This window comes from Loktanella sp. M215 (assembly GCF_021735925.1).
Taxonomy (GTDB): Bacteria; Pseudomonadota; Alphaproteobacteria; order Rhodobacterales; family Rhodobacteraceae; genus Loktanella.
The window spans coordinates 2,852,300-2,864,822 of record NZ_WMEA01000001.1 but is presented as its reverse complement, the minus strand read 5'-3'; the positions used below and the strand labels follow the sequence as shown (position 1 = coordinate 2,864,822).

The 12,523-nt window shown below is 65.8% G+C and carries 14 protein-coding genes; 9 read left to right on the top strand and 5 right to left on the bottom strand.

Features of this window, described 5'->3' with window-relative positions; genetic code table 11:
* The first annotated feature begins 137 nt into the window (after positions 1-137).
* From ccmI to GLR48_RS14090, 3 genes are read left to right on the top strand one after another with little or no spacing between them, the layout of a single operon-like run.
* Positions 138-1,331 (top strand): c-type cytochrome biogenesis protein CcmI, encoded by a 1,194-nt coding sequence (ccmI, locus tag GLR48_RS14100; RefSeq protein ID WP_237062357.1) that lies wholly within the window; start codon positions 138-140, stop codon positions 1,329-1,331.
* On the top strand, positions 1,328-1,804 hold the full coding sequence (gene ruvX / locus GLR48_RS14095) for a Holliday junction resolvase RuvX (RefSeq protein ID WP_237062356.1): 477 nt from the start codon (positions 1,328-1,330) through the stop codon (positions 1,802-1,804). The genes ccmI and ruvX overlap by 4 nt, the downstream gene beginning before the upstream one ends.
* Positions 1,801-2,046 carry a DUF1289 domain-containing protein gene (locus GLR48_RS14090; RefSeq protein ID WP_237062355.1) on the top strand — a complete coding sequence of 82 codons (246 nt, stop codon included), beginning with the start codon at positions 1,801-1,803 and terminating at the stop codon, positions 2,044-2,046. The genes ruvX and GLR48_RS14090 overlap by 4 nt, the downstream gene beginning before the upstream one ends.
* Before the next feature lie 15 nt (positions 2,047-2,061).
* Here GLR48_RS14090 and GLR48_RS14085 read toward each other — a convergent pair whose 3' ends face one another.
* On the bottom strand, positions 2,062-3,144 hold the full coding sequence (locus GLR48_RS14085; protein WP_237062354.1) for an ABC transporter ATP-binding protein: 1,083 nt from the start codon (positions 3,142-3,144) through the stop codon (positions 2,062-2,064).
* 65 nt (positions 3,145-3,209) lie between these two features.
* Positions 3,210-3,989, bottom strand: a complete 780-nt coding sequence (locus tag GLR48_RS14080; RefSeq protein WP_237062353.1) for an SDR family oxidoreductase — start codon at positions 3,987-3,989, stop codon at positions 3,210-3,212.
* A gap of 139 nt (positions 3,990-4,128) precedes the next feature.
* Here GLR48_RS14080 and GLR48_RS14075 point away from each other — a divergent pair, with 139 nt between their 5' ends.
* The gene (locus GLR48_RS14075; protein WP_237062352.1) at positions 4,129-5,130 is read left to right on the top strand and encodes a Hint domain-containing protein; all 1,002 of its coding nucleotides are present in this window, start codon (positions 4,129-4,131) and stop codon (positions 5,128-5,130) included.
* 3 nt (positions 5,131-5,133) lie between these two features.
* Here GLR48_RS14075 and GLR48_RS14070 read toward each other — a convergent pair whose 3' ends face one another.
* Both GLR48_RS14070 and GLR48_RS14065 read right to left on the bottom strand, forming a co-directional pair.
* Complete coding sequence (locus tag GLR48_RS14070; RefSeq protein ID WP_237062351.1) at positions 5,134-5,709, bottom strand: hypothetical protein; 576 nt, start codon at positions 5,707-5,709, stop codon at positions 5,134-5,136.
* Between the two features lie 85 nt (positions 5,710-5,794).
* Positions 5,795-6,460, bottom strand: coding sequence for a hypothetical protein (locus tag GLR48_RS14065; RefSeq protein WP_237062349.1), 666 nt, complete (start codon positions 6,458-6,460; stop codon positions 5,795-5,797).
* Between the two features lie 231 nt (positions 6,461-6,691).
* On the opposite strand from GLR48_RS14065, the gene GLR48_RS14060 reads away from it, so the two are divergent.
* From GLR48_RS14060 to GLR48_RS14050, 3 genes are read left to right on the top strand one after another with little or no spacing between them, the layout of a single operon-like run.
* Positions 6,692-8,287: a peptide chain release factor 3 gene (locus GLR48_RS14060; RefSeq protein WP_237062347.1), complete on the top strand. Its 1,596-nt coding sequence runs from the start codon at positions 6,692-6,694 to the stop codon at positions 8,285-8,287.
* A gap of 39 nt (positions 8,288-8,326) precedes the next feature.
* On the top strand, positions 8,327-8,824 hold the full coding sequence (locus tag GLR48_RS14055) for a DUF4374 domain-containing protein (RefSeq protein ID WP_237062345.1): 498 nt from the start codon (positions 8,327-8,329) through the stop codon (positions 8,822-8,824).
* 9 nt (positions 8,825-8,833) lie between these two features.
* Complete coding sequence (locus tag GLR48_RS14050; RefSeq protein WP_237062343.1) at positions 8,834-9,451, top strand: hypothetical protein; 618 nt, start codon at positions 8,834-8,836, stop codon at positions 9,449-9,451.
* Positions 9,452-9,453: 2 nt separating this feature from the next.
* Here GLR48_RS14050 and GLR48_RS14045 read toward each other — a convergent pair whose 3' ends face one another.
* Positions 9,454-9,879, bottom strand: a complete 426-nt coding sequence (locus GLR48_RS14045) for an OsmC family peroxiredoxin (RefSeq protein WP_237062341.1) — start codon at positions 9,877-9,879, stop codon at positions 9,454-9,456.
* 178 nt (positions 9,880-10,057) lie between these two features.
* Here GLR48_RS14045 and GLR48_RS14040 point away from each other — a divergent pair, with 178 nt between their 5' ends.
* Both GLR48_RS14040 and GLR48_RS14035 read left to right on the top strand, forming a co-directional pair.
* Positions 10,058-11,731: a DEAD/DEAH box helicase gene (locus GLR48_RS14040; RefSeq protein WP_237062340.1), complete on the top strand. Its 1,674-nt coding sequence runs from the start codon at positions 10,058-10,060 to the stop codon at positions 11,729-11,731.
* Between the two features lie 90 nt (positions 11,732-11,821).
* Positions 11,822-12,436, top strand: coding sequence for a hypothetical protein (locus GLR48_RS14035; protein WP_237062339.1), 615 nt, complete (start codon positions 11,822-11,824; stop codon positions 12,434-12,436).
* Positions 12,437-12,523: the final 87 nt, after the last annotated feature.

The following is a 12,523-nucleotide window of genomic DNA, read 5'->3' as shown; positions in this document are numbered from 1 at the left end:
AAGGAGGATACTGCCAGCGGCAAGACAGCGGGGTTTTGCGACATCCTTCTGCGGTGGCGCGTCGCAGGGCGCGGCATGCGGGGTTTTCAGTGGGCCTGCGGGCGACTAGGTAGGGGCGGAAGTATGGGGGAAGCTGCGTGTTCTGGATCATCTGCATCGTCATGGCACTGGGTATCGCCCTGCTGCTGGCTGCACCATTGTTGCGACCGGTGGCGGCCCCCGTCGAACACCCGCAGATCGCGCTTTACAAGGGCCAGCTGGAAGAGGTCGACCGCGACGTGACCCGCGGCGTGCTGAACCCGTCAGAGGCCGAGCGCGCCCGCGCCGAAATCTCGCGCCGTCTGCTGAATGTCAGCCGGACGGAACAGGCCACCGGGACCGCGCCCGCCTGGGCCAGCCGTGCCGTCGCCGGTCTGATCGCCGTCGTGCTGCTTGGCGTGGGGGGTGCGACCTATCTTGATCTCGGCGCCCCCGGAGAGCCCGACCAGCCCATCGCCGCCCGTCTGGCGCAGGCCGAAGAGATGCGCGCCAACCGGCCGGATCAGGCAGCACTTGAGGCGGCGGCGCCAGCCGCACCCCCCGTCGATGCGCCGAAGGAATACACCGACCAGATCGCGCAGCTGCGGGCCATCGTGCCCACGCGGCCTGACGATCTGGAAGGCTGGACCCTGCTGTCGTTCCACGAAACACGGCTTGGCAACTATGCGGCGGCACTTGTGGCACAGGACCGTGTCGTGGCGTTGAAGGGTGACACGGTGACCTTGGACGATTTGCAGCGCCAGCTTGACCTGATGGTTGCCGCTGCAAACGGCGTCGTCTCGCCAGAGGCCGAGGTCATTGCCCGCGATCTGCTGACCCGGGATGAGGCGAACGTGGCAGGGCGCTATTACATGGGTGCGCTCTACAACCAGACCGGGCGGCCCGACATCGCCTTCCGGTTCTGGCGGCCCATCGTGGAAAGCGGCGACACCTCGTTTCACGCCGACCTGACCCGCGCGCAGATCGAGGATGCCGCCGCCCGCGCCGGAATCGAATACAGCCTTCCCGAGGTGAAGGGTCCGGGCATGGCCGACATGGCCGCAGCCCAGGACATGTCGCCAGAGGACCGTCAGGCGATGATCGGCGGCATGGTGGCGCAACTGGCCGACCGGTTGGCGACCCAGGGTGGTCCCGCCTCTGAATGGGCGCGGCTGATCACGGCCTACGGCGTGCTGGGCGACACGGAAAAGGCCGGAACCGTCTGGGCCGAGGCACAGACGACCTTTGCCGATGACAGCGTCGCCATGCAGGTCCTTGAAACGGCGGCACAATCCGCAGGCGTCGCCAAATGATCTGCGACGACGTCCCGGCGTTTCTGGCGGAAGTGCCGCCGCTGGGGGCGCTGGCGGGGCTGGACCTTGGCACAGTGACCATCGGCGTTGCCGTGTCAGACGTGCTGCGTGGCGTGGCCACCCCGCTGGAGACGATCCGGCGCAAGAAATTTGGCATTGATGCCGCGGCCTTGCTGGCCCTGTGCGACAGGCGCCAGATCGCCGGGCTGGTGCTGGGTCTGCCGCTGAACATGGACGGCAGCGAGGGGCCGCGCTGTCAGGCGACACGCGCCTTTGCCCGCAATCTAGAAAAGCTGACGCCGTTGCCGATCACCTATTGGGACGAGCGCCTGTCCACCGTCGCCGCCACCCGTGCGCTGCTGGAGGCGGATGCCTCTCGGAAACGCCGAGCGGAGGTCATCGACCACGTCGCGGCGGCCTATATCCTGCAGGGTGCGCTGGACCGCATCCGCCACATGAAGGCCAACCCATGACCGAAAGCACCGACAACGTCTGGAAACGCGACGAGATCGACAGCCCCTGCATCAAGATCTGCGTGATCCACCCTGCCAGCCGGTTGTGCACCGGATGCCTGCGCACCATCGACGAAATCGGCGCATGGTCACGGATGACGCCAGATGCGCGTCGGGAGGTCATGGCAGAGCTTTCGTCACGCGCAGGCCAGATCACCCAGCGGCGCGGCGGACGCGCCGGGCGGTTGGCCAAGGACGACTGACCGACGCCTGCTGCCTTACGCGGCGGCCGGAAACACGAAACAGCGGTCGCGCCGGATCATAATCCACAGCGGCGTGCCGGGTTTGGGCAGAAAGACCGACGGGATCTGCGCGCGCAGGATGGTGCCATCGTAATCCATCCGGAACTCGACAAGCGATTCAGATCCCATGAACCGGGCGCGCTGCACGACACCGCGCGCGGGGGTGCCTTCGGTGGGTGTCGGATTCGGGCCGCGCCCGGCGCGGTCAAAGTCGATCTTCAGGTGCTGGGGCCGGATGCAGATATCGACGGCGGTGCCGTCCGGCACGCCGGGGGCAAGGAACTGACCAAAGGGCGTATCGGTCAGCGCCCCGTGAACTTCACCCCGTATCACATTGATGTCGCTAAAAAATGCGGCAGCACGCCTGTCGACCGGCGTGTTGTAGATGTTATAGGGCGCGCCGCGCTGCACGATGCGGCCATCGCGCATCAGCGCGATCTCGTCGGCCATCCGCATCGCCTCTCCCGGCTCGTGGGTGACCAGCAGGACGGCGGTGCCTTCGGCCTTCAGCACGTCCAGCGTCTCGTCCCGGATATCGTCGCGCAACCGGTCGTCGAGGCCCGAGAACGGCTCGTCCATCAGCATCACCTTGGGCCGCGGCGCCAAGGCCCGCGCCAGGGCCACCCGCTGCTGTTCGCCGCCAGAAAGTTCGTGCGGAAAGCGGTCGATGTGGCGGCCCATGCCGACCTTGTCCAGCAGATCGGCCACGCGCGCGCGCGCCGCCGTCCGGTCCAGTTTCAGGCCGAAGGCCACGTTCTGCGCCACGCTCAGGTGCGGAAACAGTGCAAAGTCCTGAAACATCAATCCGATGGACCGCTGTTCGGGCGGCACGCTCTGCCCGTTCTGCCACAGGGTGCGGCCGTCCACGTCGATCCGGCCCGCGTCTGGATCCTCGACCCCCGCGATCATGCGCAGGGTCGTGGACTTGCCGCAGCCCGAAGGGCCCAGCAGGCAGGTCACCTGCCCCGGCATGACCGAGAGGCTGACGTCATCGACAACGGTATGGTCGCCGAACCGCTTGGCCAGCCGGGATATCTCGAGGCGCGGGATCGCGGGCATGGGTTACTCTATCAAAAGACTCGGGCTTTGACCTAGCAACACCGGCCCGCGATCACAAGGCACAGCTACAGCGTCGCGTTGATCGCACCGCCGTCCAGCAGGATGTTCTGGCCCACGATGAAGGCCGCCCGTTCGGAACACAGGAACGCACACATCGCGCCGAAATCCGCAGCCTCGCCGTAGCGACGCGCGGGAATGGTGGCAATCCGCTGGGCCTTGGCATCCTCGACCGAGATATTCTGCGCCCGGGCCACGTTGCCGTCGAGCGAGTCCGCGCGGTCGGTGGCGTGGATGCCGGGCAGCAGGTTGTTGATCGTGACACCGTGGGGTGCGACCTGCCGCGACGTGCCGGCGACATAGCCCGTCAGACCCGCGCGTGCCGCGTTCGACAGCCCCAGTTGCGGGATCGGCGCCTTGACGGACCCCGATGTGATGTTGACGACGCGGCCCCAGCCGCGGTCGATCATGCCGGGCAGCAGTGCTGTCATCATCGCGATCGGCGCCAGCATGTTGGCATCCAGGGCCGCGATGAAATCGGCGCGGTCCCAGTCGGACCAGACCCCGGGCGGCGGACCGCCCGCGTTGTTGACAAGAATATCGACTTGCCCTGCGGCATCCAGCAGGCGCGCGCGATCTTCGGCGTCGGCGACATCGGCGGCGACGGTCGTGACCGTGACGCCGAAGGCTGTGCGAATGTCGTCCGCCGTGTGTTCCAGCGCCTCCGTGCCGCGGGCGTTCAGCACGAGATCAACACCGGCCTCGGCCAGCGCCATGGCGCAGCCGCGCCCCAGTCCCTTCGATCCCGCGCAGATCAGCGCCTTGCGCCCTTTGATCCCCAGATCCATTTTCAATCCTCCTTCTGCTGTGACGTCTGCAACCTCTTGACGATTCAGACCGTGTTAACCCTACTAGGCCATGGATTGACAAGGTCCGACGGGTGCAGCAGGCGGCTGCAACGGAAATCTTCGCCCGAAAAGGAATACGATGGCGCCGCGATCCCAGAAAAGCCAGAGCGTGCATGTCCTGCCCGCGGATGCCTTTCGGGTGACGGACGGTGTCGCATCCGGAGAGGCGATGACGTTTGCCGACGAGCTTGTGCTGGACGACATCTACGAGATGACGGCGCAGGTGCAACCGCTGGCCCTGTCGCTGGAACCGCAGGACGATGCCGGGCGGTTCCGTATCGCACCGGGCGGTCAGACGGGGATGCCGGGCAGCGACGTCTATCTGGATTGCTGCATCACCCTGATGGCGATCGACGGCAAGACCTACGAGGCCCTGATCCTGGTCGAAGTCGTCGGTGGCGGGGTCGAGGCGGTCTATATGCTGCCGTTGGCGAACCTTGCGGCGAACCTGCCCTACCGTCTTGTCGGCGTCGACAGACAGATCGCCACGACCCGCTTTGCCGAGGTCGCGAGCGTGTCGTTCACCCGCGGCACCCGGATCACCATGGCGTCCGGTGCGCAGGTCGCGATCGAGGATGTACGGATCGGCGACCGGGTCCTGACCCGCGACGACGGCCCGCAGGTCGTGCGCTGGGTCGGCGAGACGACGCTGCGCGCCGTGGGCGACTTTGCCCCCGTCGTCATCCGCAAGGGCGCGCTGCACAATGCCAATGACCTGGTCCTCAGCCCCGATCACAGGCTGTTCGTCTACCAGCGGCAGGACCGTCTGGGTGCCGGCCGCCACGAGGTGCTGGTCAAGGTGCGTCACCTGATCAACGGCGATACGGTGTTTCAACAGGACGGCGGCTTCGTCGACTATTTCCAGCTGTTGTTCGATCAGCATCAGATCATCTATGCCGAAGGGATCGCGGCCGAATCCCTGCTGATCGACCCGCGGACGCGCAACGCCTTGCCGGACCATCTGGATGAAAATGTACGCCGCGGTCACAGCCACCGCCATCACCTTGATTACGAGGTCCGCGAGTCATTGCTGAGCGCCGGTGACGCGGTCGCCATGCTGCGCCGCGCGTCGTCTGATTAAGGTTCAGTTCGCGCGGCGGGTGCCGGCAAAGGTCCCGTCAAAGACATCAAGCCCCGCAGGCCCCGTCACATCGCCGAACAGCAACCCGCTGACCGCGCTCTGGTCGGTCCCGAGGAACTCGCCTTCGATCTGCGCGTCGACCGCATAGCGGCCGCTGGCGTCTGACAGGGTGCCATACACGTCGCCGTCAAAGCTGTAGGCGGCATCGGGATTGGTATCGCGATAGATCGCGCCGTTGGTAATCGTCAGCGCGCCGTCCAGCGTGTGGGTGTCCGCAGCCTCGAACCCCGTGGCGCTGCCCCGGATCTGGTCGAAACCTGCGCCAAAGTTCACATCCATCTGCAGATCGCCCAGATACTGGACCCGTGCGCCATCAGGCCCGGTCGGAAGCCTTGCGCGCATGTAGCCGCCATATTCCGCGCGCCCCGTCGCCGGCAGATCGGCAGGGTTGCTGATGGGCAGACCGCCGAGGCTTTCGTCGATGGCGTCCGGCGTCAGCCCGCCGGGACCGGCGCCACCACCCACGCCGCCGCAACCGGCCAGCAGGGACACCATCAGAATCAGGCTGTTCACGCGCATCGAAGACCTCCTTGCGGACCGTCCCCACTCTGACCGGATCGCGGTTAATATCGTATTAACCGCGATCCGGACGAAGGCGCAGGGGTCAGCGCGACGTCCGCCCCAACACACCGTCAAGCGCGAAGGTGCCGGGCGTGCCGTTGGCGTTGATTGCCCCGCGCATCGGCAGACCGATGTACTGGCCGGAACTCCCCTTGAAGCCGCCGGCGCGCCCGTTGTTGTCCGTGATCATGCCGTTGACGCCGACGGTGCCGCCGTTGATCACGCCGTTCACATCGCCCCGGATCGTGACCTGCGACGGATTGACGGCCCGGTCCAGCGTGCCGTTCACGTTCAGCGTGCCTTCGATCTGGTTGCCGGTCTCGGTCACGAAGTTGCCGACCGTGCCGGCGACCCGTCGGGTGCCGAAATCGACGCCCATCTCTGTCACGCCGTTCAGGCCGACGGAATGGCCGGAATTGAGGTTCGCAGCGCTCAGGTTGCCGGCGACATAACCGAGGTAATTGGCCCCGCCGCTGATCGGCACTGACGCCTTGGGGGTGATGCCGGCGGCATTGTAGCCGGGCGCCAGCCTGTCGCTGACGGTGCCGATTTCACGCAGCGACAGGCGGCCTGATCCACCGGAAGGCAGCAGGTTATCGCCGGGCGAGACATTGCCCCCGGGGGCCGGCAGCGGCACCGTGGTCCCACCGCAGGCCGTCAATGCGCCAAGCGCAATGGCGACAAGGCTCAGTCGAGTTTTCGAGATCATGGCAGGATCCTCTTGCTGAATATCGGCCGCAGTCAGGTGCGGCGGTCTGGGACAATCATGGGATGAGCGTGTGCCGCTAAACAAAAACAGCGGGCCTGTTATCGGATACCAACCGCCATCCTGCCGCAGGGACTGGCCTGCGGCAGGGCGACCGCCGATGGGCCGCAGTGATCGTCAGACGTCATGGCACGCCGCATTGCCCTTGTCCCGGCGCCGCGCTAAGGCAGGCCCATGACAAATCGCCCCGCCCTGCCCCCCGAAATCGCCCGCCGCCGGACCTTTGCGATCATCTCGCACCCGGACGCCGGAAAGACGACGCTGACGGAAAAGTTCCTGTTGTATGGCGGTGCCATCCAGATGGCCGGACAGGTGCGCGCCAAGGGCGAGGCACGGCGCACGCGGTCGGACTTCATGCAGATGGAAAAGGACCGGGGCATCTCTGTCTCGGCCTCGGCCATGTCGTTCGATTTCGACGGCTACCGCTTCAATCTGGTCGACACGCCCGGCCACTCCGATTTCTCGGAAGATACGTATCGCACGCTGACCGCCGTGGACGCCGCCGTCATGGTGATCGACGGGGCGAAGGGTGTGGAGAGCCAGACGCAGAAGCTGTTCGAGGTCTGCCGGTTGCGCGACCTGCCGATCCTGACCTTCTGCAACAAGATGGACCGCGAAAGCCGCGATACCTTCGAGATCATCGACGAGATTCAGGAAAACCTCGCGATCGACGTGACACCGGCGTCATGGCCGATCGGCAAGGGCCGCGAATTCATCGGCACCTACGACATCCTGAACGACCGGCTGGACCTGATGGATCGCGCCGACCGCAACAAGGTGGCGCAGTCGGTGCGCATTTCGGGTCTGAATGATCCCAAGCTGCGCGACCTGATCCCGGCCGACCTGCTGGGCACCTTCCTCGAGGAAATCGAGATGGCGCAGGAGCTGATGCCGAAGCTGGACCACGATGCCATGCTGGCGGGCACCATGACGCCGATCTGGTTCGGATCGGCGATCAATTCCTTCGGTGTGAAGGAGTTGATGCAGGGCATCAGCACCTATGGCCCGGAACCGCAGATCCAGCGGGCAGAGCCGCGCATGATCGCGCCGGAGGAAGAAGCCGTCACCGGCTTCGTCTTCAAGGTGCAGGCCAACATGGACCCCAAGCACCGCGACCGCGTGGCGTTCGTGCGCATGTCATCGGGGCATTTCGAACGCGGCATGAAGCTGACCCACGTCCGGTCCAAAAAGCAGATGGCCGTGACCAACCCCGTCATGTTCCTCGCCGCCGACCGCGAGTTGGCCGAGGAGGCCTGGGCCGGCGACATCATCGGCATCCCGAACCACGGGCAGTTGCGCATTGGCGACACCCTGACCGAGGGCGAGGTGCTGAAGGTCACCGGAATTCCGTCCTTTGCGCCGGAACTGCTGCAAACCGCCCGCGCGGGCGACCCGATGAAGGCCAAGCATCTGGAAAAGGCGCTGATGCAATTCGCAGAAGAAGGCGCCGCCAAGGTCTTCAAGCCGACCTTCGGCTCGGGCTTCATCGTGGGCGTCGTGGGCGCCTTGCAGTTCGAGGTGCTGGCGTCGCGGATCGAGCTGGAATACGGCCTGCCCGTCCGGTTCGAAGGGTCGCAGTTCACCTCGGCCCGCTGGGTGCATGGCACGAAAGAGGCGGTGGACGCCTTTGCCGCCGCCAACAAGCAGCATATCGCGCTGGACAACGACGGCGACACCGTGTTCCTGACCCGCCTGCAGTGGGACATCGACCGGGTGGGCCGCGATTATCCCGGCATCACGCTGTCGGCGACCAAGGAAATGATGGTCTGATCTTCACCCCCTGTTAACCGAAATGCGGGACGGTCTGGCATGCGCTGGACCGTCCTTTTGCTTTGCCTCTGTTCCGTTCTGACCGCCTGCGTACCCATCGGTCAGGAGGTGCTGCAGACCTATGACGACTGGCTGGGCACGACGTCGTTCACCACCAACGAACGCGAGATCTTTCGCGGTGCGGATGGCGATGGGTTAATGACCGCCCGGCCGGTGATCGTCATGGGGCCGCAGGGCCGGGCTTACGGCGTGCTGACGAACGTGCGACGGCGTGACGCCAACGGGCCGCTGATCGAACGCATCACCTCTGGCAACGCGACGCTGACCTACGCCGCGCACGACCGGCGGTTCACCCACTGCATCGACGGCTGCCAGCCGGCAGAGGTCGGCGCGATCACCCTGAGCGAAGCCGCGTTCCGACTTGCCGCCGTGACGGGTCTGCCGCTGCGCGTCTGGGGGGTACGCGGCCGCTGTGACGGCACGGTCCCGGCCGAGGCCTTTGCAAGAGTGCTGGAAAAGGCCGAAAGCCCGCCCTAACCTGCGGCCATGACCTTGCAGAACCGTGTCTTGCCCACCGGCGATATCGTCGCCCACCCCGGACGCGGTACGTTGACCGGCAACCGTGGTATCCTGCACACCTCGGACGGGGTTCTGGGGGCGGCACGGTGGCGCCACAAGGCGTGGATCTGCTGCACGCTGGATTACAAGGGCCGGCGCCGCCAGCCGATGACAGGCCGCAACTGGACCGAGCTGTTCTTTCTGGATGAAGCCGCAGCCATGGCCGCCGGTCACCGGCCCTGCGCCCTGTGCCGCAGACCGGCCTACGTGGCGTTTCAACATGCCTGGACCGATGCCACGGGCGGCTGCGCAAAGGCATCCGAGATCGACGCCGTCCTGCATGCCGCACGCACCGAGGCCGGCACCCGCCACCAAAGGCGGCATAGGGCGCGGCTTGCGACGCTGCCGCCGGGGACGTTCGTGCTGTGGGAAGATCGCCCGCATCTTGTCGGCGCGCAGGGGCTGCAGGGGTATGCCCCCGGCGGATACCGCCTGGCCCTGTCAAAAACGCGAGGGGCAGAGGTCATCGTCCTGACCCCTGCCCCATTCGTAGCGGTCATGCGCGCAGGCTACGCGCCCGCGCTGCACGACACGGCTGTCGTCTGACCTCAGGCCAGTTTCGCGTCCATCGTGATTTCGGCGTTCAGCAGCTTGCTGATCGGGCAGCCTTTTTCGGTTGCCTTGGCAACCTCCATGAACTCGTCCTCGCTGATGCCGGGAATCGTGGCTGTCACCTCGATATGCGCCTTGGTCACGGCGAAACCGCCATCGACCTCTTCCAGATGCACTGTCGATTTGCTGTCGATGTTGTCGGCGGTATAGCCCTTTTCACCCAAGTTCAGGGACATCGCCATGGCGAAGCATGCGGCGTGGGCCGCACCCACCAGCTCTTCGGGGTTGGTGCCGGCGCCGTCTTCGAAACGCGCCTTGAAGCCGTAGGGGTGGTCGCGCAGCGCCTTGGTCTGGGTCGAGACCTTGCCGATGCCGTCCTTCAGTGTGCCCTGCCAGTTCGCGGTGCCATGCTTCTTGATCATGTCGTATCCTTTCGTGATATTCGTCCTCTCAACGCGGATCATCCGCCCCCTGTTCCGCCTAAACCTTGACGATTGCAGAACTATGGCGTAACGGCATGCCAGTCGAACGCCTCGGCAATCTGGTCGGGCGGGCCGCGCAGTTCTGCGGCCATATCAGCCGCATCTGCGAAAGGGCTACATGACCAAGTTTTCCGACCTGAACCTCGACCCCAAGGTCCTCAAGGCCATCATCGACACTGGGTATGAAACCCCCACGCCGATCCAGGCAGGGGCGATTCCCCCGGCACTTGAAGGCCGCGACGTGCTGGGTATCGCCCAGACCGGCACCGGCAAGACCGCCGCCTTTACCATGCCGATGATCACCCTGCTGGGCCGCGGCCGCGCCCGCGCCCGGATGCCGCGCAGTCTTGTGCTGGCCCCGACTCGCGAACTGGCGGCTCAGGTTGCCGAAAATTTTGAGACCTACGCCAAATATACCAAGCTGACGAAGGCCCTGCTGATTGGCGGCACCTCGTTCAAGGAACAGGACCAGCTGATCGACAAGGGCGTCGACGTCCTGATCGCCACCCCCGGCCGCCTGATCGACCATTTCGAGCGTGGCAAGCTGATCCTGTCCGACGTCAAGATCATGGTCGTTGACGAAGCCGACCGGATGCTCGACATGGGCTTCATTCCGGATATCGAACGCATCTTCCAGATGACGCCCTTCACCCGTCAGACGCTGTTCTTTTCGGCCACGATGGCGCCAGAGATCGAGCGGATCACGAATACCTTCCTGAGCAATCCCGCCAAGATCGAAGTGGCCCGCGCCGCCACGACCGGCGAGAACATCAAGCAGGGCGTCGTGATGTTCCAAGGCACGCACAAGACCAAGGCTGACGCGGAAAAGCGCGAACTGCTGCGCCGCCTGATCGGCGCCGAAGGCGACGCCTGTTCCAACGCGATCATCTTCTGCAACCGCAAGTCCGACGTGGATGTGGTGGCGAAGTCGCTGAAAAAGCATGGGATGAACGCCGAGCCGATCCACGGCGACCTTGACCAGTCACACCGCACGCGGACCTTGGACGGGTTCCGCGACGGGTCGATCCGGTTCCTCGTCGCCTCTGACGTGGCCGCGCGCGGTCTGGACATCCCCGCCGTGACCCACGTCTTCAACTTCGACGTGCCAAGCCACGCCGAGGATTATGTCCACCGCATCGGCCGCACCGGCCGCGCGGGCCGTACCGGTACGGCGATCATGATCTGTGCGCCACGGGACGAAAAGAACCTGGCCGACGTCGAACGTCTGGTGCAGAACCCGATCCCGCGTCTGGACAACCCAATGGGCGACGCCACGCCGCCGACCACGACATCGCCAATCGACGACGTCGATGCCCCGCGCGAGGACAAGCCCCGCCGCCAGCGCACCCGCCGCAAGGCCGCGCCAAAGGATGCGCCCGCGGCAGAGGCCTCCGCACCGGATGCGCCGCAGGCCGACACGGCACCGGTCGCGGCGGCCACAGCGGCGCCAGAGGGTGCTGCGGCCGCTGCGGCACCGGCACAGGAGGTGCGCGACGCACAGCCGCAGACCGCTGCCGAGCCTGCGTCGGGTGCTGCCGAGACCGGTCGTCGCCCGCGGCGCGATCAGGATCGCGCGCCGCGTGACACGGCAGATCGGACCGACCGTGGCGACACGAACGACCGCAATGACCGCGGCCATCAGCAGGATCGCAGCACGCCGCGTGACAGCACTGACCGGAACCGCGGCCGCAACGACCGCTCTGGCGGCGGTCGTCAGGCCGACGTCGTCGGCATGGGCGACGACACGCCGGATTTCATCGCGAAAAGCTTCGCAGAGCGCGGCGCCTCCTGAGCCTGCACCATGTCCCGCCGATGTGATCGCTTTCACATCGACGGGACGGGGCGGCTGCGGCATGGTTCCTGAAAAACAGGGGCCAGAGCCATGCTGAAATCCATCATCATTCCCTTTCTGCTGCTGGGCCAGTCGGCCATGGCCGATGTGTGCCAGAGCACGATCGAATCGATCTCTTTGCAGATCGACACGGAAACGCTGACCGTTTCCCCGGCGCCGACGACCCGGCGCGAACGGCTGCTAAACTTTCCGGGCCGATCCTTCGACTGGCTGACGGGCGACCAGCGCGCCTGCACCAGCGAGGAGGTCTTTGCCTTCGTCAGCGAGATCGAACCCGTCGACGAGATGTGCCTGCAGTATACCGATGCCGAGACCGGTTTCCTGCTGGTGCCGGGCACCCGCAACTTTCGCGGGCGCTGTTCCAGTGGTGGCGTTTGCAAAAAGGTGAACGGGACGAAAGATACCCTGACCCATGCCACCGGCGCCGTCGTCGGCACGGTGCTGGGGACCGGTGATTCGACACTCAGCAAGGTGACGCACAGTTCGGGCGCGGTGCTGTTGTCAGGGTCACACGCCTCGATCACCAGCGCCCTCGGGACGGCGGCCACCAGTGCGGCTGGCATCGTCAGCGCCCCTGTTGCGATCGGGGCCGCCGCCGTGACCGCCGTGGCGGTGGGCGGTGCGGTCTGGGTCTGTTCGGAGTGATGGATCGACCCGGCTGGCGCCGGGCCGATCCGCGGGGGCGCTGCCCCCGCACCCCCGAAGTATTTTTGACCAGAAGAAGGAGCGCGG

What these genes read in the sequence shown, in the direction of transcription:
- ruvX (WP_237062356.1), top strand. Translation starts at nt 1,328, where the DNA reads ATGATCTGCGACGACGTCCCGGCGTTTCTGGCGGAAGTGCCGCCGCTG.
- GLR48_RS14090 (WP_237062355.1), top strand. Translation starts at nt 1,801, where the DNA reads ATGACCGAAAGCACCGACAACGTCTGGAAACGCGACGAGATCGACAGC.
- GLR48_RS14085 (WP_237062354.1), bottom strand. Translation starts at nt 3,144, where the DNA reads ATGCCCGCGATCCCGCGCCTCGAGATATCCCGGCTGGCCAAGCGGTTC.
- GLR48_RS14080 (WP_237062353.1), bottom strand. Translation starts at nt 3,989, where the DNA reads ATGGATCTGGGGATCAAAGGGCGCAAGGCGCTGATCTGCGCGGGATCG.
- GLR48_RS14075 (WP_237062352.1), top strand. Translation starts at nt 4,129, where the DNA reads ATGGCGCCGCGATCCCAGAAAAGCCAGAGCGTGCATGTCCTGCCCGCG.
- GLR48_RS14070 (WP_237062351.1), bottom strand. Translation starts at nt 5,709, where the DNA reads ATGCGCGTGAACAGCCTGATTCTGATGGTGTCCCTGCTGGCCGGTTGC.
- GLR48_RS14065 (WP_237062349.1), bottom strand. Translation starts at nt 6,460, where the DNA reads ATGATCTCGAAAACTCGACTGAGCCTTGTCGCCATTGCGCTTGGCGCA.
- GLR48_RS14060 (WP_237062347.1), top strand. Translation starts at nt 6,692, where the DNA reads ATGACAAATCGCCCCGCCCTGCCCCCCGAAATCGCCCGCCGCCGGACC.
- GLR48_RS14055 (WP_237062345.1), top strand. Translation starts at nt 8,327, where the DNA reads ATGCGCTGGACCGTCCTTTTGCTTTGCCTCTGTTCCGTTCTGACCGCC.
- GLR48_RS14050 (WP_237062343.1), top strand. Translation starts at nt 8,834, where the DNA reads ATGACCTTGCAGAACCGTGTCTTGCCCACCGGCGATATCGTCGCCCAC.
- GLR48_RS14045 (WP_237062341.1), bottom strand. Translation starts at nt 9,879, where the DNA reads ATGATCAAGAAGCATGGCACCGCGAACTGGCAGGGCACACTGAAGGAC.
- GLR48_RS14040 (WP_237062340.1), top strand. Translation starts at nt 10,058, where the DNA reads ATGACCAAGTTTTCCGACCTGAACCTCGACCCCAAGGTCCTCAAGGCC.
- GLR48_RS14035 (WP_237062339.1), top strand. Translation starts at nt 11,822, where the DNA reads ATGCTGAAATCCATCATCATTCCCTTTCTGCTGCTGGGCCAGTCGGCC.